The sequence below is a fragment of the Halomonas sp. ALS9 genome (assembly GCF_001651035.1).
Lineage (GTDB): Bacteria > Pseudomonadota > Gammaproteobacteria > Pseudomonadales > Halomonadaceae > Vreelandella.
In genome coordinates this window covers 248,802-271,321 of sequence record NZ_LXRG01000065.1, presented here as the reverse complement: position 1 = coordinate 271,321, position 22,520 = coordinate 248,802, and the positions used below count along the sequence as shown (strand labels likewise).

The following is a 22,520-nucleotide window of genomic DNA, read 5'->3' as shown; positions in this document are numbered from 1 at the left end:
AAAAATGCGCCTACCCTACCCCAGCCCTTAGCTAAGCGCCAGTGGCAACCAGTTCCTAAGAATCAGTCGATTTTGGACAACCAAGGTTATATTTCAGATAAATAGTAGCTAGACACTAGACTGCCGCCAGCATTACAGCAACCCAAAAGCGATTGAGACAAACAAAGCGCCCCCACCAAATAGGCAGGGGCGCGATGAGCTAAAGCACTGTTTTAGCGTTTAGTCGGCGTCTTTTTACGCTCAGCAGTGCTATCGACTTTAGTCGTTGGCTCACTGGACGACTCGTTAGCCGCAGCTGATTTTGGCGCCGAATCTTCGACAACCGACCCTTTAGCCACTGGCGCAGGCTTGACTGCTTGCGTCTCAGACACTGTCGGTTTAGTAGCATCAGGCGCTGCTTTGACAGCTGTGGATGCCTTCGGTTTACTCACCCCACCTTTACTAGAGCCTTCAGCGTCAGCCTGTGGCGGTTTCGCCGAGGCGGCCTTGGACTTAGTAGACGCTGTAGCCTTAGTGGAGGCGGTTGGTTTAGCGGTGGGCTCTGGTTTTGCAGGGCCAGGTTTTGCAGGGCCAGGCTTTGCGGAGCTAACTTTTTCCGAGGCCTTGGCTTGAGCAGGTACCGCTTCAACGCTTGGCGCTGGCTTCTGCGCAGCAGCGGGTTTAACCGCCGAAGCCGATTTGCTGGCTACTGCCTTGCTCGACACCGGCTTACTCGACACCGACTTATCGGGCCTTGCCTTATCGAACAGTGCCTTAATCTGAGCAAAGCGCTCTGCGGCATGCTCTGAAAGATCTCCGCTAGCAGCGAACACGTGCTCAAGATGACTAATATGGCCATCAATATCGGCATTACTGTTACCTGCAAGCAAATCAGGCAATGAGTTCAACGCCAGTTCGCGATCCAGCTTCAAGATAAAAAACTGCTCGCGCACTAACCGTTTGAATTCACTCAGTTCAATACCTGGTTCAAGCTCCGCGCGCGAAGCCCTCAAGCGCTTAAAGTTACGCTCATCCGTGGCTGGAGCGCCGCCGAGCACGTAGATAAGCGAGCGCATCACTGCTTCATGGGCACTACCCTTGGCAATTTTCTCAGTCAGCTCTTCCTGACGCTGCTCAATAAAGCGGCGGTGCTCAGGCTCAGCCCCTGGACGACGGCGATGCACATGGGCATCGCCATACAGGCCAACGGCGGCCTGCAACAACGGCTGGCCGTAGATGTCCATAAACATTTTTTCGGTGCTGCTATCACGCAGATCGCGCATCGCGTTAAGGCTTGCGACCAGTTGGTCAGAGCCCATGGTTTCAAGCGCTTTAAACAGATTGTCTTGAGATACCGGATGGCGATTTTTACGCACGGCTTCCGCCATTACCGGTAGCGGTACTGAAAGCGGGTTTCGATCAGAAAGCAGCTTATAGCCCAAGCGGATTGGGTGCATACGCCGAATAAAGCGGGCAGCTTCCGGCGTCATAATGGCTTTTAGCCAGGGCTGCATAAAGAGCCGATACAAGCCCAAGTTAATCTCTGAGATACGCGCCACGGTGGCAAAGCGACGATCATCCTCTGGCTTATGCATTACCGCACGGTCTAACTCTTCAAAGTTCCGCGGCATAAACTCGAGTAGATAGTCGCGTTCAAATAACTCGGCGTCTTCACCCTTTTCGGCCGGTGATATGGACGTTTCATATAGCCCGGGCGGCAATACGTCGATGTAATCCATATTGGCGGTGAATTCGGTATGCTCTTTGCGCGACACACTGCCCGAAACGAAAATACCTAGGTGGCCGGTGGTATCGTGCTGGCAATAAACGATAGTTTGCTCGTTGGCAATAATGTCGTCTGCATTTTCATACAAGTCACGAATCCAGCCCAGGGCTTGGGGCGGCGGGGTAATATCGTCGCCACGCGAGCAGAACACAACCACCGGAGAGCGCACATTGCGCAGGTCGATGCGACGCCCATCGCGGGTCACCAACTGTGCGGTAGAGAGTCGATTGCCGACAAACAAGTTATCGACAATATATTGAATTTCTTCACCGCCCAGTACGACGTGACCGCCCCACCAGCGTTCAAAATCGAGGTATCTGCCCGCTTCGGTGTCGATATTGTCGTAGAGGTGGTACTGCTTCTTCCAGTAGGTATTAGCCGGATTCAAACGCTCGAAGTTCTGAACCAACCACGCCCCGTCAAACAGGCCGTCACCAATATCACTCGTCAGCGCCGTAATCCAGCTCCCCCCCGCCATACCGCCGGTATAGCGCATTGGGGCTTTGCCGTGCTCACCCGCCCAGTAGGAAAGCGGAGCACCAGCGATAAGGATAGGTCCAAAAACGTCCGGCTCTAAGGCCGCCGCCATCATGATTTGCCAGCCCGCCTGGCAATTGCCCACCACCATCGGTTTTTCGGTGGTTTCGGGATGAAGTTCGATCACATGACGAAGGAAGGCAACTTCCGCTTCAACCACATCTTCGACGGTTTGGCCCGGCTCTGGAAACGGCAAAAAGCCAATAAAATAGCAGGGATGCCCCGCTTTGAGCGCCACGCCCAACTCGCTGTCCGGCTTAAAACCACCAATCCCTGGCCCGTGCCCCGCACGTGGGTCTACCACCACAAAAGGACGCTTCTGCAGATCAATTTCCGTCCCGTCGTGGGGTAGTACACGCAGTAGCTCGTAGTTGGTTGGCCGGGGTAGCGTCCGACCATCCATTAGCACCTCGGTATCAAACCCGAGCACATTGGGCTTGGTTTGCTCCATATGCTCAAGGTACTGATTACCACGCTCGCGCATAACGTCCAAATACAGGACGCTACGCTCCATACTATCGCGCCAGTACCCAAAGGCAGCACGGCCAAACCCGAACGGGTCGAAAAAAGCTGAGATCGCCTCGCTACCGGGCACCGTGGTGGCGTCATTGTGCTGTTTCGACCACGCGCTTGTAAAAGCGCTAGCTGGAAACAAAGAGGTGGTCAGAGGATTGGCAAGAAAGTTCATAGGGTCTCCCGTTGGGTTGATGCACAAGCACCAGACCCGAAAGCAATAATGCTGCAATGCAATATAGTCTAGTCCACTACGTGCGCGACGTCGATCATTAACCCTGACAATTACGCCTTACACGACTAATGAAGCCCTGTTTAGGCAGTGCCAAAGATTCAGTGTTAGCATGCTTTGCCCTGGCGATGAAGTCTGATTTTGATATTAATTTTTCCGTTATTAAAGGGTGCTCACTACGAGGTTGCTATGTCGTCCCCTAACCTGCTCAATCGCCTCACATTTCGTCAGCTACAGGTCTTCCAGGCAGTGCATCGGCAGCGCTCATACTCCCGCGCGGCTGAACAGCTAGGACTTACCCAGCCGGCGGTGAGCGCGCAAATACGTCAGCTTGAGCTGACACTGGGCCAGACACTGTTTAACTACTCGGGCAAAACGCTCCACTCACTTCCCGCCGCCGATACCCTCGCCCACTCGACGCGAGAAATTTTTGGCCAGCTGTCACGGCTGGAAATGAACCTATCGGATATTAACGGCAAAATTAGCGGCGAACTTAATATCGCCGCGGTTTCCTCGGCCCAGTATGTAGTGCCCTACTTACTCGCCCGCTTCCGTGCTCACTACCCCGAGGTGCATGTGCGCTTAAAGGTCTGCAACCGCCGTCAGGCGCTTGAACGGCTGACCGAGCAACAAGACGATCTCGTCATTATGGCGATGGTGCCTGAAGATGATCGCTTAGTGGTCATGCCGATTATAGATAACGAACTGATCGCCGTCGTCTGGCCAGAGCATCCGCTACTTTCAACGCCACAGCCCTCGCTAGCAGACTTCGCTCGCCACTACGTGCTGATGCGTGAACCCGGCTCGGGCGTGCGCAATGCCTTTGAACAAATGGCCGCCAACCAGCAGGTCGCCCTTCCCCACTGTATTGAGCTAGGTACCAATGAAGCGATCAAAGGGGGTGTTATGGCGCACTTGGGTGTCGCCGTGCTGCCGCGGTTGGCGGTACAACTGGAGCTAGAGCAGGGGTTACTTTTTGAGCTGGGGCTACCCGACTTCCCCATCCACCGCTCGTGGTGCACAGTCTATACGCGAGAGCGCTTACCTACGCCGGTTGCTGAGCTCTTTTTAAGCTTTGTTCGTGAACACTTACCCGACTACCGCCGCCATTTCCAGGCACCTTCAAGCCCCCTGCCCAGCCACGGTGTCGCCTGTTTACCGATACTTTCTCCCTGAAGGCGAGTAACGGTTTACGGTGTCTTGTAGACAACGAGATATGTTACATTAGTGGTAACTAGCGCGATTAAATATCGCGCGTACTTCGTATTAATTAGGTAACAATTGGCAGGTTTTGGGAGGTTCAACGCCCTTTCATGCCTTTGGCCTACCGCACAGAAGAGAGGCTCTGTCCCTATGAGCAATAACCCCTCACAGCGCGTGTCCAGCGGTGAAAAATACCGTAACGAACATGGCATGTCGGTGATCAAGGATGGCATGAAGCAGCGCAAAGCGCAGCCAGAGGCCCCTTCTGTTGAGCTTGAACGCAAACCCAAGTGGTTACGGGCACAGATCCCAGGGGGCGAGCGTTTTGAGGCAGTCAAGAAAAACGTCGCCACCCATCGACTAAGTACCGTATGCGCCGAATCCCACTGCCCTAACATGGGTGAGTGCTGGAGCAACGGCACCGCCACCATTATGCTAATGGGCTCGGTATGCACCCGTGCCTGTCGATTCTGCGCGGTGGACACCGGCAACCCCCAGGGGTGGCTAGACCACGAAGAGCCTGAGAACACTGCCAAGTCGGTAGAGCTCATGGGGCTGCGCTATATCGTCCTCACCTCAGTTGACCGTGACGATCTCGACGACGGCGGTGCCACTCATTACGCCAACTGCATTCGCGCGATCAAAGCACGAACGCCAGACGTGGTAGTAGAAGCTTTAACACCTGACTTTGATGGTGAACTTGCTGCTATCGAACGGGTGGTCGATTCTGGCCTGCAAGTATTTGCCCAGAATGTGGAAACCGTCGAAAGGCTAACAGGTCGCGTGCGTGACCGGCGGGCAGGTTACCGTAAAACACTCGATGTACTTGCCCATGCCAAGCGCTACCGCCCAGATATCATCACCAAAACTAGCCTGATGCTGGGCCTGGGTGAAACCGACGAAGAGATTTTGCAAACCTTTGATGATCTTCGTGAGATCGGCGTGGATATCGTCACACTCGGTCAGTACCTTCGCCCGACCAAAAACCACCTTTCGGTGGAGCGCTGGGTGACGCCTGAAGAGTTTGATCGTTACCGCGAGATTGGCCTGGAAAAAGGCTTTATGGAAGTGCCTTCTGGTCCGCTGGTTCGCTCCAGCTACCGCGCGGATCGCGTGTTCGAGAAAAACAACCTGGGGCTCGCCTCACCCGCAGCGATTCCCGGCCAGGAGCAGGAAGCGAACCCCAACCTGATTCCGGCAATGAACGTGGGTTAACACCCAATCGCTTAAGACGCTATCAACCACGATTAAGCTATCAAACACGATTAAGAGGGTAGCCCCCTCTTAATCGAGTTAATTTCTGATTATAACGGCCATTCCTGACCTGTTACCAAACCACGCTTTAAACGCACCGCTAATGCTTCGGCCAGTTGTTCTCCTACCCGATGGTCGCTTGGCAATGCCACCAAATCAGCCAACTTCGTCATCGGCATACCCGCATAACCGCAGGGGTTAATCCGCAAAAAAGGCGTCAAGTCACCGTCTACATTTAACGCCACGCCGTGAAAGCTAGCACCCCGCCGAATACGTAAGCCAAGTGAAGCAATCTTCGCCTCACCCGCTTCTGTCATAACATAAACACCGGGCGCATCGGGCCGAGCCCGAGCGCTTACTCCATAGTGGCTCAACACATCAATCACGGCATTTTCCAATGCAGTGACTAAATCACGCACGCCTATTTTACCCCGCCGCACATCCAGCAGCGGATACAGCACCACCTGCCCCGGCCCGTGGTAAGTGATTTGCCCTCCGCGATCAACGTGCACCACCGGAATATCACCGGGCAGCAGCAAATGCTCAGGCTTGCCCGCCTGTCCCTGGGTAAACACCGGATCGTGCTCAACCAGCCAAAACTGATCAAGGGTTTGCGCATCCCGTGTATCAGTGAGCGTACGCATCGCCTGCCAAACCGGCAAATAGGCTTGGTGGCCCAAATTATGTAACTCAATCGGTACAGCGTTGTCCACGCTCACACCACCATATGTACACGGCCGGTAGCTTTGAGATCCTCAAACAGCTCTTTAATATGCTGCTCACCGGTCGCTCTAATCACCACACGTACCGATTGAAAACGGCCATTACGGCTGTCGACCACCTGCATCGCTGTTGCATCGAAGTTGGGGTCGTGGCGCACAATTACCTGGCACACACAGGCAGGAAAATCCTCGGCGGCATCACCGACAACTTTTAACGAGTAATCACATGGAAAGGTGATTTTCGGCGGCTCCTGAGCCGCCGGTTGGCGCAAATCACGCAGCCCCTGGGGAGCATCTTTTTTCATAACCAGCCTATTTCGTAAAGACACCGTTCATTACGGATACACGATAAAACCATTCAATGTACAGCTCGTTGAGCTGATTAATCGGTAAAACTACTAATCAAATTACTGAAGAAGCGCTGCACTTGATCGAACAGACGCTTGAAAAAACCACCCTCTTCGATGTTTTCCAGCGCTACTAAGCGGCGCTCACCGACCACTTCGTCACCTAAATGCACTTCCAGCGTACCAACCTCGTCGCCAATGGCAATCGGTGCTTTTAGGTCTGGGTTGAGGTTGAGACGTGCACGCAGCTCTTCGTTGCGGTTGCGTGGCAGGGTCATAAACACCTCTTCATCAACACCCACGCGTAGTTCGTTGATATCGCCACCCCAAACACGCGGTGTTGCCAGTACAGCACCACGCTCATAGAGCTTCATAGTTTCGAAAAAGCGGAAACCGTAGCTGAGCAACTTTTGGGTTTCTTGGGCGCGCGCCTCATCGGAGTTGGTACCCATCACCACTGAAATTAAGCGCATATCGTCACGCTTGGCCGATGATACCAGGCAGAAACCCGCTTCTGTCGTCCAGCCCGTTTTCAGGCCATCTACAGACGGGTCACGCCATAGCAGACGGTTACGGTTGGGTTGATCAATACCACCGTAGGAGAAAGTACGCTGAGAGTAGATAGCGTAGTGATCTGGATAATCGTTAATGATGTGCTGCGATAACCGCGCCATGTCATGGGCAGTTGAGTAGTGATTATCACCCGGCAAACCGGTGGCGTTCTGGAAGTTGGTATTATTCATGCCCAAACGAGTAGCATGCTGATTCATCAGGTCGGCAAACGGTGTTTCACCACCGGCTAAATGCTCCGCCATGGCAACACTGGCATCGTTACCCGAAACAATAATAATACCGTGGAGCAGGTTATCTACCGATACTTGATCACCCACCTCGATGAACATTTTCGAACCGCCGGTACGCCAAGCATTCTCACTGATGTTGATCATATCGGTCAGCTTGATAGTGCCGCGATCCAGCTCACGCTCCACCAAATAGGCGGTCATCAGCTTGGTCAGACTCGCCGGCGGCAGACGCTCATCGGAGTTATGTTCCGCCAGTATACGGCCACTGTTAGCATCCATGAGTATCCACGAACTTGCCGCTAACTGAGGGGCTGCAGGGATAATGGTTTGCGGCTGCGGAATAACGGGTTGAGGAACTGACTGGGCACTGACAGGCACAGCAACTGTTGCCATGGCAGCAAAAAGGCACAGGCGTGCAGAGCGACCAATGGATGTAAACACGTTCATACGATTGTCTCACTTAACTTGAAAGCTTGCTTGCAAAGCTACCTGCAAAGCTTATTTGTAAAATACAGAGGCGCTTCAGACGCGCCACAAGGAATAAATAGGGGGTGAATTATCGCACAACAAAGACTTGGGGGAACCCCGCTTGGCGCAGTGTTTCTCGCGCCTGAGGTTCTTGGCTTGGCGCAATGGGCCCTACTTGAACACGATAAACGTCAGCATCGTTCATAATACGCACCGCATGGGGCTGCTCACCTTGTAAACGCTGCTGTAACTGCTGAGCGCCTTCAGGATTACCTAATGCCGCGATCTGTAGATACACCGCATCACTTGTTCCGCCCTGATTCTGCGGCGACTGAGGCACTTGTGACGAGGAAGCAGGCGCGGATGCTGCCGGCGGTACTTGCGAAGCTGCCGCAGGTGAAGCGTTTGAAGCGACGCGCGGCGCCTCCCTTGCCTGAGCAGGGGCGCTGCCGCCCCTACCACGTTCGGCTAACCACTGTACCGGATTGATCGCTTCAACTTTAACGGCCCCGGTACCATTGTCGAGAAAGCCCAGGCGTGCAGCCGCCGCGTAGGAAAGGTCAATCTCCCGGTCACTGTGGAAGGGACCGCGGTCATTCACACGGACGATTACCGATCGGCCGTTATCCAGGCTAGTCACCCGCGCAAAGGTGGGCAGAGGTAAAGAACGGTGCGCCGCCGACATTTTATACATGTCGTAGATTTCACCGTTTGAGGTTGCATAGCCATGAAATTTTTCGCCATACCAGGATGCCGTGCCTCGCTTCTCGTAGCCCGTTGCATCAGGCAGCACGTGGTAGGTTTTGCCCCAAACGTCATAGCTAGGACGGTTGCCCGCACGAGAAGGTTGCTCAACACGCGGCTCTGCATCAGGCACCTTGGTAACATCCGGCGGCTCAAGCGGGTAGGCATCACCACTCATTGCATAGCGGCCTCCGCTAGTGCTGGCCGCCGTTGAGGCCGGAGCCGTCGTTTGTTTGCCGGGTTCCGGCGGCGCGTCTATCCGCTGAGTGCCATTGCTGGCACAGCCGCTGACCAACGCCAGCAAGGCAATCATGCCGCCCGCACGCTGGGTCATCGTCAGTTTGCTTTTCATGCCCCATCCTCGTGTAGCTTATCGTGCCGTTCAGCAATCGCTTCCGCCAACTCAGCTACGGCCATGGCATAGAGATGACTATGGTTGTAGCGGGTAATCACATAAAAATTATACTCGCCAAACCGGTAGCGGGTTGTCCCATCGGCAAACTCAAGCGCCAAAGGCACAACCAACAAATTATCATCGAGTGGCTCGCTGGGCTCAAACCCATGTGAGGCCAACTGAGCAATACTCACCGTGGGAGGCGACGTTTGATTAAACGAGAGTTCCTGCAGTAACTCTACGGGCAGTACCTCTGGCCCGCTGGCCTGATGAACAATATCGGCTCCCGGCTGCCAGTTATGTTCCGCAAAGTAATTGGCGACGCTGCCAATTGCATCGACCGGATTTTCCCAAAGATCACGCCGCCCGTCGTCATCAAAATCCACGGCATAGGCTTGATAACTGGTGGGAATAAACTGAGGATAGCCCATTGCACCCGCATAGGAGCCGCGTAGCCCGGTAGGATCAACCTCCTGCTCGTAGGCGATCCTTAAAAAGGCCGCTAGCTCACCGCGAAAAAAAGCCCCCCTTGTCGGGTGGTGAAACGCCAGCGTGGCAAGCGAATCCAGCACGCGGTGCTGGCCTTTATGCCGACCATAGTAGGTTTCAACGCCAATAATGGCGGCAATAACCTCAGCGGGTACACCGTAGCTACTTTCAGCACGCGCAAGGGCATCAGCATGCGCGTCAATAAATTCTGCGCCCTCTTCAATGCGCTGCTGAGTCAGAAAAATAGCGCGATACTCATGCCACTTTAGGCGGCGTTCTGCGGCCCCTTCCATCGCGTCTAACACGCTCTGGGTGTAGTTTGCCTGAGACAGCGCCTTTTCCAGCCACGCCTGCGGCAATCCTTGTTCGATCAGTTCTTCCATCAACACTTGGCTGTCAGCATTCTGCTGGGGTGCGAAGTGCTGGGGAACAGCGAATTGAGATCCCTGTGAAGGTTGATCAGCAAACGCCGCGGGCGTTGCCCAGCACATTAGCGCGGCCAACACATAGCTGCTCGTCTTCCCTTGAACCTTGTTCATTGGCTCTCCACTCTTGAGCTATTCATTCCAGAACCATCCATGCCTGAGCTTTCTATTGCCGAGCAACAAAATTAATGAGCAACCCTGTCATTTAACAACCTAGTTATTGAACAACCCAGTTATTGAACAACCTAGCTATCGAGCAACATCGCCGTCTGAACTAGACAGCCCGGCTAACGCGAAAGCCCGACTAACGCGACAGCAGCCGTCGATGAGCATGTATCGACATGAGAATACCGAAACCCGCCAACAAGGTCACGCTTGAGGTGCCACCATAACTAACCAACGGCAGCGGCACACCTACCACGGGTAAAATGCCGCTCACCATGCCCATATTGACAAACACGTAGATGAAAAACGTTAAAATGATGCTACCTGCCACCAAGCGGCCAAAGGTATCCTGCGCTGAACTTGCCATCCACAAGCCACGACTCACAATCAATAGATACAGGAACAACAACACCAGCATACCGACCAAACCAAACTCCTCGCCTAAAACGGCAATAATGAAATCGGTGTGCCGCTCAGGCAAAAACTCTAGCTGAGACTGGGTTCCCTGCAGCCAACCTTTCCCCCATAGCCCGCCACTGCCAATAGCCGTGGTCGACTGGATAATGTTCCAGCCAGCACCCAGTGGATCGCTTTCAGGGTTTAGAAACGTCAATACCCGCTGGCGCTGGTAGTTATGCATATTCATCCAGAGCAGTGGCACAGCGGCTGCCCCTAGCACAGCTATAAATCCGATCAAACGCCACGACAAGCCCGCCAGCAGCACTACAATTAGAGCCGCACTGGATACCAACAGAGAGGTACCTAAATCAGGCTGAATCGCGGTTAGCACCACAGGGACGCCAATAATGACTCCGCAGACGACAATATCGCGCAGGCGGGGTGGTAGTTCGCAGCGATTAAGATAGGCCGCTACCATTAACGGAGCCGCCAACTTCATCATTTCTGATGGTTGAAAACGTATTACCCCCGGTATCTCTAGCCAGCGCTTGGCACCCATGCCCACATCGCCCACCACATCAACGGCAACCAGCATGGCAACACCAACGCCGTAGGCCAGCGGTGCCCAGCGTAGAAAGGTGGACGGTGAAAATTGGGCAATAATCACCATCCCCACCAATGCGATACAAAAGCGCATGCCCTGGCCGATAACCGCATCAAGGGATTGACCGGAAGCGCTATAAAGAACAATTAGACCGCTCCCCATTAACACTAACAGCAAGCCTAGCAGCCAAGGATCAAGATGAATTCGTTCCCATATACTTTTGCGCCGGGCGATACCACTTTCGGGTGGACGCACAGGATGGCCACGCATCGAACGGGCTAAGTAATGCCAAGGCATGGCTTAGTTACCCTCCACATTGGCATTATCTTCCTCTAGCACTTCACGCACTTCCTCAACGCCGGGGGCATCATCTTTGAGCAACCATGCATCCGTCATAGCGCGCGCCAAGTGGGCCGCATGGGTACTACCGCCGCCAGCATTCTCGACAATGACGGAGACGGCAATCTGAGGATCATCCAACGGCGCAAAGGCCATAAACAGGGCGTGGTCACGTAAACGCTCTGCTAGCTCGTCAGCGTTGTAGCGCTGATCCTGACCTAACGAAAATACCTGTGCCGTGCCTGATTTACCGCCCATACGGTATTCAAGCCCGACACCGGTTCTGCGAGCAGTACCCTCACGGCCACTCATCACTTTTTCCATCCCACTGAATACCCTATCCCACCAGCTATCATTGGCTAGCTGAATATCATCCAGGGTATCTGGCAGATCACGAGGAACGGGGGTGTCGCCAATCTGACGAGCCAGCCTCGGTTTCACCCAGTGACCGCGATTGGCCAACGTTGCCGTGGCACTAGCAAGCTGAAGAGGCGTCACTTGCCAATAGCCTTGCCCAATCCCCACCGAAAGGGTTTCACCGGGGTACCAGGGCTGATTAAAGCGGCCACGCTTCCAGTCCCGCGAGGGCATCAATGCGGTGCTTTCGCCTTGTACGTCATGGGCTACGCGCTGGCCAAAGCCAAAATTACTCATTTGCTCATGCAAATTATCGATGCCCAGGTCATGTGCCAAGGTGTAGTAATAGGTGTTATTGGAGACGGCAATGGAGCGTTCCATATCGACACGGCCATGCCCCCAACGCAGCCAGTTGCGGTAGCGACGGGAATCGTTAGGTAATTGGTAGTAACCGGGGTCATTAATGGTGCTATCCGGGGTGATCACCCCTTCCACCAACCCCGCCAGGGCTAGAAACGGTTTGATCGTAGAGCCTGGCGGATAGTGGCCACGAATAGCGCGATTAAACAGCGGTAGGTCAAGGTCTTCCTGCAGCCCACGGTAAGAAGCAACGTCAATCCCAGTGACAAACTGGTTACTGTCAAACCCAGGAGTCGATACCATAGCCAGGATCTCGCCTGTAGCTGGCACGATAGCCACGATAGAGCCGCGCCGGCCATCCAGCAGCTCATAGGCCAGCATCTGCATGGACTTGTCTAACGTTAACGTCAGATTCGCCCCAGGCACGGGGTCAGTCCGGCCAAGTTCTCGCAGTACCCGTCCTCGGGCGTTCGTTTCTACTTTGCGCAAGCCTGCCTGACCGTGCAGTTCCTCTTCGTAAAAACGCTCAATACCGGTTTTGCCGATAAAGTGGGTGCCCGCGTAGCGACCCGCATCCAGCGTTTCCATCTCTTCAGCGTTAATACGACCAACATAGCCCAAGGCATGCGCCATGATTTCAGCATCGGGATAATAACGCAGCGGCTGAGCCTCTATCTCAACACCAGGCAAGCGGTGTCGGTTAACCGCCAAACGGGCAATTTGCTCTTCGCTTAGGTCACTGGTAAGTAGCGCGGGCTGGAAGGGGCGCTGGCGTTGGCGCGAACGCACATTGAACGCCTCAATTTCTTCGTCAGGCAATTCAAGCAGATCAACCAACAGCGCCAGCGTTTCGTCAAGGTTATCGACACGCTCGCGAACCAGTGTGAGGTTGTAGGTAGGACGGTTTTCAGCCAGCAAGACGCCATTACGGTCGTAGATCAAGCCGCGGTTAGGTGGCAGTGGCTCGACACGCACTCGGTTATTTTCGGAGCGTGTGCTGTACATATCGTGCTGAACGATCTGTAAATAAACTAAGCGCCCCGATAGTAAGCCTGCAAGCGTTAGCACCACTAACACCGCGAGAAGCGCTCTAACACGAAAAATACGCAGTTCTTGCTCGGAGTTTTTTAGCGTGTTGGGGCGCTTGAGCATGGCAACGATGACTCTCAAATCAAACAATCAATTCAAACAAAGGGCACAGCAGGCTATAACAGTGATCGCTCACCATTTCTGTCAGCCGTTAGCGGTGATAAGGGTGACCTATCAGTAATGTCCAGGCGCGATAGAGCTGTTCGGCCAGCATAATCCGCACCAGCGGATGAGGCAGCGTCAACGGAGAGATCGACCACCTTTTATCAGCCATCGCCGATAGCGAGGGCTCAAGACCATCCGGCCCACCCACAAGCAAGACAATATCACGCCCAGCCATGCGCCAAGCGTCAGCTTCTTGCGCCAGCTGTTCAGTGGTCCAAGGCTTACCTTTGACTTCCAGGGCTACCACGTATTCGTCGCCACGTAGCTTATCGCGAATACGCTGCGCCTCTTGAGCACGCGCTTTCGCGATATCTGCGTTTTTGCCACGCTGACCGAGGGCAATTTCTTCTATTTCGAGACTAAAATCTCTCGGGAGCCGCTTGCGGTAAGTGTCAACGCCCTCTTCTACCCATCCAGGCATTTTGCTTCCCACCGCTAACAGCCGGATCCTCATGACATGCTGGCTCGCTCTTGAAAGCGCTCAAGGGACTCACCAATGGCACCCGAATCGCTCGGCAGGTCGGCCCACAGGCGCTCTAAGTCATAGAGGGCACGTGCCTCAGGCATCATTACGTGGACAACAACATCGCCAAGGTCAACCAGTACCCAATCGGCGTTATCGCCACCTTCAACGCCCAGCGGCCCTAGCCCTGCGGCCTTGGCTTTTTCCACTACGTTTTGTGCCAGCGCCGCCACATGGCGTGTTGAAGTGCCGCTGGCAATCAGCATGAGGTCGGTAACCTCGGTTAATTTGGCAACATTTAACTGCGTAATGTCACGTGCTTTCAGTTCTTCTAGCGCGTCAACCGCTAGATTTTTCAATGTATCGATGTGCATGACTCCTAAAGATAACCTTATTGGTTAATCGATCAATAAAGCCGGCCATTGTAACGGCTTCTTTGATGACTGCCAGCGCTATTCGCGTTGGCGATAAAGACCGCCCTGTTCAATGGCCTGTTCAACGGCGTCTGGCAGCAAATAGCGCACGCTTTTCCCCGCTTCTAAACACTCACGAATATAGGTCGCTGAGATCGCCATTAGCGACGGCAATTCCAGCGGCAGGTAGCCACCAAAGGGCCGCTGCATCAATGTCTCTACGCTATCGACTCTGCGATGCTCTACCAGTTCCATTAACGATGCTGGTAGCGGGTCACTATAGCCCGGCCTAGCAATCACCACTAAATGAGCAAGCTCGAACAAGCGCTCTGGCTGGTACCACTGGGTGAGTCGTAAGAAGGCATCAAAGCCAATAACCATGGCCAAACGCGCCTGGTTGCCAACCTCGGCGCGCAGCTCAGCCAGCGTATCTGCACTATAAGAGGGCCCTTCACGCCGCAGCTCGCGGTCATCGGCGACTAGTCCGGGGGTGTCAGCTATGCCCGCGGCCAAAAGTGCCAAACGCTGCTGAGCAGAAACCTGGGGCCGCCCGCGTAACGGCGGCTGCTGAGCGGGTATCATGTGTAGTCGATCAAGCGACAGCGCCTCATGCAGTTCTACCGCGCTGCGCAAATGGCCTAAATGAATAGGGTCAAAGGTGCCGCCCAACATGCCGATGCGTAGCTCCGTTTGACTCATGCCAGCTCCCTATTCCTGCCGATACCATTCATACCAGTACTATTCATACCAGTACCATCCATACCAGTACTATTCATACAAACACCCTGTTTACAGCACCCCCTTGTCCACAGTAACTCACTACTCACGCACCTGGCCGTCACCGAATACCACGTATTTCTGCGTGGTTAGGCCCTCTAACCCCACAGGCCCTCGGGCGTGAAGCTTGTCGGTAGAAATGCCAATCTCGGCGCCCAGCCCGTACTCAAAACCATCGGCAAAGCGAGTCGAGGCGTTAACAATCACCGAGCTGGAATCCACTTCCGCCATAAAACGCCGGGCGAGTGAATAATCCTGGGTGACAATCGCATCAGTGTGGTGAGAGCCGTACTGCTCAATATGAGCAATCGCCTCGTCGATACCATCGACCACTTTTATGGCCAGCACCGGGGCCAAATACTCGGCATACCAATCCGACTCTTCAGCGGCTGCGGCCTGGGGCAACAGAGCCTGTGTGCGCTGGCAACCACGCAGTTCGACGTCATGCTCCGCATAGGCGCGGGCCAATTCCGGTAGCAGCAGGTCGGCAATCGGGGCATCAACTAGCAGCGTTTCCATGGTATTGCAGGTGCCGTAGCGATGAGTTTTCGCATTAACGGCGATGGCTAACGCTTTGGCGGGATCGGCGGTAGTATCGATGTACACATGACAAACGCCGTCGAGATGTTTGATAACCGGTACGCGGGCATCACGGCTAATACGCTCAATCAGCGACTTGCCACCGCGCGGAATAATCACATCGACATATTCAGGCATGCTGATCATTTCCCCCACCGCTGCGCGATCAGTGGTGGCGACGACCTGCACGCTACCGGCGGGCAGCCCCACATCGGCTAACCCGGCTTGGATACAGGCGCTAATGGCGGCATTTGACTGGCTAGCTTCCGATCCGCCGCGCAAGATACAGGCGTTGCCTGATTTCAAACACAGGCTTGCTGCTTCCAAGGTCACATTCGGGCGCGACTCGTAAATAATCCCGATAACACCCAGTGGTACACGCATTTTGCCCACTTGGATGCCACTAGGCCGATAGCGCATATCGCCAATTTCGCCCACCGGGTCGGGCAAGCCCGCAACCTGCTGCAGCCCTTCAATCATGGCGTCAATTCGCGCATCATTTAGGGCTAAACGGTCTAGCAGAGCACTCTCCAAACCGTTCTGGCGGCCACGCTGCAAGTCTTCAGCGTTGGCAGCCAATATTTGGCCACGTGCTTCGGCCAAGCGGTGGGCCATCGCCATCAAGGCACGGTTTTTCAAACCTGTATCCGCCCGCCGCAGTTCGCTAGCTGCACGCCGCGCCGCTTGACCCAAGGCACGCATATAGGCGGGCACATTCCCGTCAGATAAGTGCTGATAGGCCTCATCTTGGAACGGTGTTGAAGCGCTCATAGTGTCTCCGTGCAGTAAGAGTGTTTAAGTTTTTAATTAACCGAGTGCCGCCGATTTAAACGTTTTGCTTATGTTACGCCATTTCGCCGTTATACTCAGGAGGCTTAAGGCACTAATGTGGGTCGTGTAGATTAATTATTCTACAATTACCCTACTTGATGAGATGCATCTGGTTATTCAGGACAAATAGTAAGTCACCATGCAAAGCAAGTACAAAATCCGCCTGCTACGTGCCAATCTTTTAGCCGCTGCCGTAGCCTTGGCATTCTGGACACCTGCCACCCCCCCCGCTGCGGCCCTAGTGCTGTGGCTATCAGTCGGCTGGTTATTTATCACCGCGTTAATGCTTGATTTTAGTCACCGTCATTCACGAGGATTGCCGTGGCAAATGGTGCCTGGCGCACTGCTACTAAGTTTAATAGCCGCTGCCCCAGAGCGGCACGGCATTTTAATCTGGGCGTGGGCCGCGATGCTGATGCTGCCACAAAAAAACTGGGTAGCTGCTTTCAATCTCAGTGCTGGGCTGATTAGTTCTGTCATGGTAGCGCCTCTGCTGAATGGGCCGACATTTATTCTGCTGATTTGCGCTCTGCTGGTACTTGGCCTGCTTGCCTTATCCAGAGCACAGCAGCTTATCGATATGAATGGCTCCATTCGTCAACGCCTTCGGTTAATCCCAGGCCTTAACCTATGGGCCGGTGAGCAACTGCTGCGCGATATAAGCCGGGAACAAACGCGCTGTGAGCGCGAAGGTGTTCATGCAGAGCTATTTATTTTGCATGTAAAACGCCATCAACTGTGGCCAACGGCTCAAAAACTGTGCGAGCTAACCTATGATTTTGAAAACGTTTACCGTTTAAGCAGCACAACACTGGTGACGTTAATTCTCGCCCGCTCCCCCAAAGAAGCCTTGCGACGGCGCAGCCTGCTACTCGCCGATTTACCCGACAATATCACTAGCGAACATCTTGAGCTAATTGATATTGAGCCGGCAACGCTTTCGGTGGGTGAGATCAGCAAACTGCCGACCGAGCGGGTGCAGGAGCCAATATGACTGTGCACCACATTCCCAAGCGGTTGATGACGCTCGCCTATACCACCAGCATCCCGCTGATGGCAGGCTACGCGCTATGGCTGTATGCCATGGGAGATTACCGCGACCTGCTGATCCCCACTTTTATGACCCTGCTGCTTATATCTGCCCTGTTAATGCATATTGGGCAAGGGGTGAAAAGCTATCTACCGCGTATTATTTTACTTTGCGCTACTTATTCGGTAGTGCTAGGCGCTTTCTACTATCAGCCTCAAGTATCGCCTATTTGGCTAGGCCTGCCGATTACCGCCGCTTTTTTACTACTACCGCTTTGGGCGGCGTTACTGATCAATATCGCCTTTGGGCCATTGTGGTGGCTGCTCCCCTCGGTCGCGTCTGCGCCACCGGCCATTATTGTTGGCTATGCTGCCTTGACGCTGCTACTCGCACTCCCCCGCTGGGAACACGCGCGACGCCGTGCTCTCCTGCGTGCTACGGATCCCAACGACAGCGACTGCAATGCCTACCACATTGACACGCTAAAAGAGCGCTTACACAGCGAGTTCCAACGGGCGGCCATGCTCAACCAGCAACTCGCAGTACTGGTACTTTATTTGCCGCAGCTGGATATGGCAGAAGAGCAGTTTGGTCATCGCGCACAATCAGCTCTGCTGGGGGCGCTATGCAGTGAAGTGAATAGCCGCTGTCGCGACCATGACGTACTTGGGCGCGCGGACAGTGCCACTTTCTGGCTAGTGCTACCGGACACCAGTGAAAGCGGTGCTCTACTGGTACGCGAACGCTTGCAACGAGCACTCTCACAGCGTGTATTGGTAGAGACTGGCCAGCTAGAAGCTCGCATTGCAGCCTGCTTACCCAGCCGTACGGAACATTTTGAGCAGTATCTAAAGCGCCTTGGCGCTCGCGGCATGGCGCTTGCCAACGTCTAGGGCTCACTTTTATCACTTTCTATTACTTGCCGCCGGAGTACTCAGTGCCACTAGCAGATATGCTCCACTCATTAACACCATCACCGCCGCTTATTATCTTTTTGGTGTTGGTGATTTCATTAGTAGAATCCCTTGCCCTAGTGGGGTTACTGGTACCAGGAGTGGTGTTAATCACTACCGCTGCATCCCTGGCGGGGCATCAGGATATCGGCTTAGCGTGGTTAATCGGCGCTGCCTTAATAGGCGCTGTTTTAGGCGATGGGATTAGTTTTTCGTTAGGCTTCAAGCATCGAGAACAGGTCACAAAGAGGTGGCCACTGTCACAGCATCCGGAATGGCTAGGTCGAGGGGCGCGGTTCTTTGAGCGTTATGGCATATGGTCGGTTTTTATCGGCCGATTTGTCGGCCCTGTGCGGCCAATTATTCCGCTGGTAGCAGGCATGATGCGGATGCCACCACGGACGTTTGTTTGGGCCAATCTAACCTCTGCAGCGCTGTGGGCACCTGCCTATGTACTACCCGGCTATTTGTTGGGGCGTACCTGGCAGCACCACTTAAATCTTCCGCCAGGCCTAGAGGCGGCTTTACTTATCCTTGCTGCGATCATTGTTGTGCTCGCGATAATTTTTTCCTGGGGTCGACACCAGGCGACACGGCATGGCCGACTTTACCGGGCGATTGCCGGAAGCATTCGCCGTGTGCCACTGCTACGCAGACCTTGGCTCGCTATGAGCCAAACCGGTGACGTTCCATTAGCCTCACTATTGCTGCTGGTAATCGCGCTAGGCAGCCTGTCGGGTTGGACACTGCTGGTCATTACCCACCATGGTCCGCTGGAAATGGATCTGCTTATTCAGCAATTGTTCGCCCAGCTGCAAAGTGATGTTACTTATCTAGCGGGGAATATTTTTGCGCGCATCGGTGACACCCTGGGCATTATCGCCTTAATACTCCCCTGGGCGATGTGGTTGCTGGTGAGTAAGCGATGGGCGGCATTGCTGCACTGGTGTAGCGCCTTTACTGGCGTTGCCCTGCTGAACATTATCGGTAAGGCGCTGTTTGGGCGCGCTCGCCCGGAGACACCGGACTACCTGATCGGGTCGTTTTCCTACCCCAGTGCCCATACTTCAACCGCGGTGGTGCTATTTGGCCTTACCGCAGCCTTCGTTGCTGCCGAGATGCCCCGCCAAAAACGTTTTTGGGTTTACTGGATTGCACTAACCCTGGCGCTGCCCATGGCGCTATCAAGGCTGGTCGTGGGTGTGCACTGGTTCAGTGACTTGGTAGGCGGTGCGCTACTGGGCCTGGTCGTCTGCGCGCTCACACTGCTGCACTGGCAGCAGCAGCCCCGCCCTTCCATGCGCCCTTGCCCGTGGCGTCTGCTCAGCGCCGCTTCGCTGGTACTGATTAGCGCACGCGTGGGCCTCTTACCGCCAGTTTAAAAGCCCCTCCTAACCGAGCGCCAGCCATAAACCAACGCCAATCATCAGCGTTCCGGCGATGCGGTTAAGTAACCGCACATTGCCACTCTTACCCAGCACATTGCGCAACGTTTTGCCGCCAGTGGCATAGACCAGCATGCTGGCAAACTCAATGGTCAAAATGACCGCGATCAGCAGACTCAGCTGGCCTGGCAGCGGGCGGCTGCTATCCAAAAATGGCGGCAGCAGCACCATAAAAAATGCCCACCCTTTCGGGTTTGCCACCGCGGTAACAAACCCTTGCATGGCTAACTGCAGAGGGCTTGCGGGCGGGCCCGCATCCAGCTCACTGGGAATCGCCATGCGCCCACGGGAACGCCACATCATAATGCCCAAATAGCCCAGGTAAGCGCCGCCCACCCATTTAAACAGCACAAATAGCTCTGGCTGACGCAGCATTAACGCCGCCACACCCGCGCCTGCGGCGGCAGCCACTAAGCCTACGCCCAGCAGCTCACCCATCATCATCCATAGCGTACGCTTAACACCTTGGGTCATGCCCAGCACCATAGCCAGGGTCATGCACATACCAGGAGTCAGCGAGACGAACAGAAACGTTGGCACAAAAACTGACAGTGTGGCCCAAGACATCATAGATCACTCATCCTTATCTCCAACCTCTCCCCAGCGAGGTACCAGCGTATGCTCGATGCCCAACTGATTAAGGATTCGCGCGACAATAAAATCAATCAGATCATCAATACTTTGTGGGCAGTGATAAAACCCTGGCGCGGCCGGCAAGATGACCACTCCCAAACGGCTCAAGGCCAGCATATGCTCTAGGTGAATCGGTGAAAATGGACTTTCCCGCGGCACTAGCACCAGCGTGCGGCGCTCTTTAATCGCCACATCCGCCGCCCGCTCAATCAGGTTATTGCTGGCCCCTGTTGCCACGGCTGAAAGCGTGCCAGTAGAGCACGGGCACACCACCATGGCAGAGGGTGCACCAGAACCTGATGCCACCGGTGCCATCCAGTCTTCGCGGCCGAAACAGCGAATCTGACCCGGCTGCGCGCCACTGCGCTCACTCAGCGCTTCGGCTAAACGCTGGGGCTGTGCAGGCAGCTCAATATCAGTTTCCGTGGCGATGACCATATGGGCGGCTTTGGAAATCATTACCCACACTTCATGACCCGCTGCGACTAACACATCGATCAGACGTAAACCGTATTGCGCCCCCGACGCACCGGTGAGCGCCACGGTAATCGGCTTTTTAAACGCTGCCTCTGCTCTATCTGTCACGCTTTTCCCTCTTTGGCTATCGCTAATGCGGCCAGCAGTCGCTCATGAACACCCTCAAAGCCACCGTTGGACATCACCACAATACGGTCTAGCGGTGACGCTTGAGTGACCACGGCCGCCACCAGCGCGTCAATGTCGCTAAAGAGCTGGGCGTGCTCGCCCTGGCGGGCGACGAGTTCGTCCATCGACCAGTCAAGTCCAGCAGGCTGAAACCAAAATACGCCATCCGCGTCTGCCACGCTCTCCATTAGCCGTTCGCGCAGCGCGCCTAAACGCATGGTGTTAGAGCGTGGTTCAATTACCGCCAGCAGACGCCCTTTGGTCGTCGCTGCACGTAGACCTTTAAGCGTGGCGGCTATCGCCGTGGGGTGGTGGGCGAAATCATCAATGACCTGGATGCCATTGATCTCACCGCGCACTTCCTGGCGTCGTCTGGGCGTTTCAAAACGCGCCAGCGCCGCGCAGCCACGGACTAAATCCACCCCACACAAATGGGCCGCCGCCAGCGCTGCCAGTGCATTGCGGGCATTATGCTCGCCGGTGAGCGGCCACTCAACGACCCCATCCTGCTCTTGGCTGCTGCCCGCCTGACCCGTCTTATCACCGCTATAAATGACCTGGAAGCGACTGGCGTCGGCACGCTCCAGCTTGAGCTGCCATTCGCTCGTGTCCTGATCGCCAAAGTGCACCACCGGCGTCCAGACTCCCTGCTCTAACACACGCTCAAGCGCAGGCTGCTGATCGGCAACTAACAACTGGCCCTGGCTGGGCACGGTGCGCACCAAGTGATGAAACTGGCGCTCAATAGCGGCCAGGTCTGGAAAGATATCGGCGTGGTCAAATTCAAGATTATTGAGTATGGCGATATGCGGGCGGTAGTGAACAAATTTGGAGCGTTTATCGAAGAACGCCGTATCGTACTCATCGGCTTCCACCACAAACGGTGCTTGCGGGTCGCCCAAACGCGCCGACACGCCAAAATTACGCGGCACGCCACCAATCAGAAAACCCGGTGCTAAGCCCGCGCTGTCTAGCAACCAGGCTAATACACTTGCAGTGGTCGTTTTTCCATGGGTGCCCGCCACGGCAATGACGCGCCGTCCAGGCAGCACATGCTCGGCTAGCCACTGCGCGCCCGAGGTATACGGCAAGCCGCTATTGAGTAGCGCCTCAACCTCTTCATTGCCCCGTGACAAAGCGTTGCCGACGATCACAAGATCCGCCGCTGGCGACAGATGCTCGGCGTGATAGCCCTCCATCAGGGTAATGCCCGCATCAACCAACTGGGTGCTCATCGGTGGGTAAACATTCTGATCGGAGCCACTCACCTGGTGCCCCATTTCACGCGCCAACAGCGCAAGGCTACCCATAAAGGTGCCACAGATACCCATAATATGCAGATGCATGGCTCTCGCCCCGTTAATCGCTCATAAACTG

Annotated in this window: 20 protein-coding genes; 5 read left to right on the top strand and 15 right to left on the bottom strand. The window is 54.8% G+C overall.

Annotated features, from left to right (window positions below; genetic code table 11):
• Positions 1 to 212: 212 nt before the first annotated feature.
• Positions 213 to 2,990 (bottom strand): DUF3141 domain-containing protein, encoded by a 2,778-nt coding sequence (locus tag A6R74_RS05460; RefSeq protein WP_082906605.1) that lies wholly within the window; start codon positions 2,988 to 2,990, stop codon positions 213 to 215.
• Positions 2,991 to 3,236: 246 nt separating this feature from the next.
• Here A6R74_RS05460 and A6R74_RS05455 point away from each other — a divergent pair, with 246 nt between their 5' ends.
• Both A6R74_RS05455 and lipA read left to right on the top strand, forming a co-directional pair.
• Complete coding sequence (locus A6R74_RS05455) at positions 3,237 to 4,223, top strand: LysR family transcriptional regulator (RefSeq protein ID WP_064233439.1); 987 nt, start codon at positions 3,237 to 3,239, stop codon at positions 4,221 to 4,223.
• Between the two features lie 177 nt (positions 4,224 to 4,400).
• Positions 4,401 to 5,465, top strand: coding sequence for a lipoyl synthase (gene lipA / locus A6R74_RS05450; protein ID WP_064233438.1), 1,065 nt, complete (start codon positions 4,401 to 4,403; stop codon positions 5,463 to 5,465).
• Positions 5,466 to 5,554: 89 nt separating this feature from the next.
• Here lipA and lipB read toward each other — a convergent pair whose 3' ends face one another.
• From lipB to A6R74_RS05395, 11 genes are all read right to left on the bottom strand, one after another.
• Positions 5,555 to 6,217 (bottom strand): lipoyl(octanoyl) transferase LipB, encoded by a 663-nt coding sequence (gene lipB / locus A6R74_RS05445; protein WP_373557062.1) that lies wholly within the window; start codon positions 6,215 to 6,217, stop codon positions 5,555 to 5,557.
• A gap of 2 nt (positions 6,218 to 6,219) precedes the next feature.
• On the bottom strand, positions 6,220 to 6,531 hold the full coding sequence (locus A6R74_RS05440) for an HP0495 family protein (RefSeq protein ID WP_064233436.1): 312 nt from the start codon (positions 6,529 to 6,531) through the stop codon (positions 6,220 to 6,222).
• A 77-nt stretch (positions 6,532 to 6,608) separates the two neighbouring features.
• Entirely contained in the window at positions 6,609 to 7,823 is a 1,215-nt protein-coding gene (locus tag A6R74_RS05435) for a D-alanyl-D-alanine carboxypeptidase family protein (RefSeq protein ID WP_064233435.1), read from the bottom strand.
• 109 nt (positions 7,824 to 7,932) lie between these two features.
• On the bottom strand, positions 7,933 to 8,940 hold the full coding sequence (locus tag A6R74_RS05430; protein ID WP_064233434.1) for a septal ring lytic transglycosylase RlpA family protein: 1,008 nt from the start codon (positions 8,938 to 8,940) through the stop codon (positions 7,933 to 7,935).
• A complete protein-coding gene (mltB, locus tag A6R74_RS05425; RefSeq protein ID WP_064233433.1) occupies positions 8,937 to 10,010 on the bottom strand; it encodes a lytic murein transglycosylase B in 1,074 nt (357 codons plus the stop codon). Before mltB ends, A6R74_RS05430 begins: the two co-directional genes overlap by 4 nt.
• 190 nt (positions 10,011 to 10,200) lie before the next feature.
• Positions 10,201 to 11,361, bottom strand: a complete 1,161-nt coding sequence (rodA, locus tag A6R74_RS05420; protein ID WP_064233432.1) for a rod shape-determining protein RodA — start codon at positions 11,359 to 11,361, stop codon at positions 10,201 to 10,203.
• Between the two features lie 3 nt (positions 11,362 to 11,364).
• The gene (gene mrdA, locus A6R74_RS05415) at positions 11,365 to 13,272 is read right to left on the bottom strand and encodes a penicillin-binding protein 2 (RefSeq protein WP_064233431.1); all 1,908 of its coding nucleotides are present in this window, start codon (positions 13,270 to 13,272) and stop codon (positions 11,365 to 11,367) included.
• Between the two features lie 88 nt (positions 13,273 to 13,360).
• Positions 13,361 to 13,828, bottom strand: coding sequence for a 23S rRNA (pseudouridine(1915)-N(3))-methyltransferase RlmH (gene rlmH, locus A6R74_RS05410; protein ID WP_064233430.1), 468 nt, complete (start codon positions 13,826 to 13,828; stop codon positions 13,361 to 13,363).
• Positions 13,825 to 14,211 (bottom strand): ribosome silencing factor, encoded by a 387-nt coding sequence (gene rsfS, locus A6R74_RS05405; protein WP_064233429.1) that lies wholly within the window; start codon positions 14,209 to 14,211, stop codon positions 13,825 to 13,827. Before rsfS ends, rlmH begins: the two co-directional genes overlap by 4 nt.
• Positions 14,212 to 14,289: 78 nt before the next feature.
• A complete protein-coding gene (nadD, locus tag A6R74_RS05400; RefSeq protein WP_064233428.1) occupies positions 14,290 to 14,949 on the bottom strand; it encodes a nicotinate-nucleotide adenylyltransferase in 660 nt (219 codons plus the stop codon).
• Between the two features lie 120 nt (positions 14,950 to 15,069).
• The gene (locus tag A6R74_RS05395; RefSeq protein ID WP_064233427.1) at positions 15,070 to 16,377 is read right to left on the bottom strand and encodes a glutamate-5-semialdehyde dehydrogenase; all 1,308 of its coding nucleotides are present in this window, start codon (positions 16,375 to 16,377) and stop codon (positions 15,070 to 15,072) included.
• A gap of 199 nt (positions 16,378 to 16,576) precedes the next feature.
• Between A6R74_RS05395 and A6R74_RS05390 the strand changes: the two genes are divergently transcribed.
• Genes A6R74_RS05390 through A6R74_RS05380 form a run of 3 tightly spaced genes read left to right on the top strand, consistent with a single transcriptional unit; the run spans position 16,577 to position 19,802 of the window.
• A complete protein-coding gene (locus A6R74_RS05390) occupies positions 16,577 to 17,431 on the top strand; it encodes a hypothetical protein (RefSeq protein ID WP_064233426.1) in 855 nt (284 codons plus the stop codon).
• Complete coding sequence (locus A6R74_RS05385) at positions 17,428 to 18,360, top strand: diguanylate cyclase domain-containing protein (protein WP_064233425.1); 933 nt, start codon at positions 17,428 to 17,430, stop codon at positions 18,358 to 18,360. The genes A6R74_RS05390 and A6R74_RS05385 overlap by 4 nt, the downstream gene beginning before the upstream one ends.
• A 44-nt stretch (positions 18,361 to 18,404) precedes the next feature.
• Entirely contained in the window at positions 18,405 to 19,802 is a 1,398-nt protein-coding gene (locus A6R74_RS05380; protein ID WP_064233424.1) for a bifunctional DedA family/phosphatase PAP2 family protein, read from the top strand.
• Positions 19,803 to 19,811: 9 nt separating this feature from the next.
• Here A6R74_RS05380 and A6R74_RS05375 read toward each other — a convergent pair whose 3' ends face one another.
• From A6R74_RS05375 to mpl, 3 genes are read right to left on the bottom strand one after another with little or no spacing between them, the layout of a single operon-like run.
• Complete coding sequence (locus A6R74_RS05375) at positions 19,812 to 20,435, bottom strand: LysE family translocator (protein ID WP_205634143.1); 624 nt, start codon at positions 20,433 to 20,435, stop codon at positions 19,812 to 19,814.
• A gap of 3 nt (positions 20,436 to 20,438) precedes the next feature.
• On the bottom strand, positions 20,439 to 21,083 hold the full coding sequence (locus A6R74_RS05370; protein ID WP_064233423.1) for a flavin prenyltransferase UbiX: 645 nt from the start codon (positions 21,081 to 21,083) through the stop codon (positions 20,439 to 20,441).
• A complete protein-coding gene (mpl, locus tag A6R74_RS05365) occupies positions 21,080 to 22,489 on the bottom strand; it encodes a UDP-N-acetylmuramate:L-alanyl-gamma-D-glutamyl-meso-diaminopimelate ligase (RefSeq protein WP_064233422.1) in 1,410 nt (469 codons plus the stop codon). The genes A6R74_RS05370 and mpl overlap by 4 nt, the downstream gene beginning before the upstream one ends.
• Positions 22,490 to 22,520: the final 31 nt, after the last annotated feature.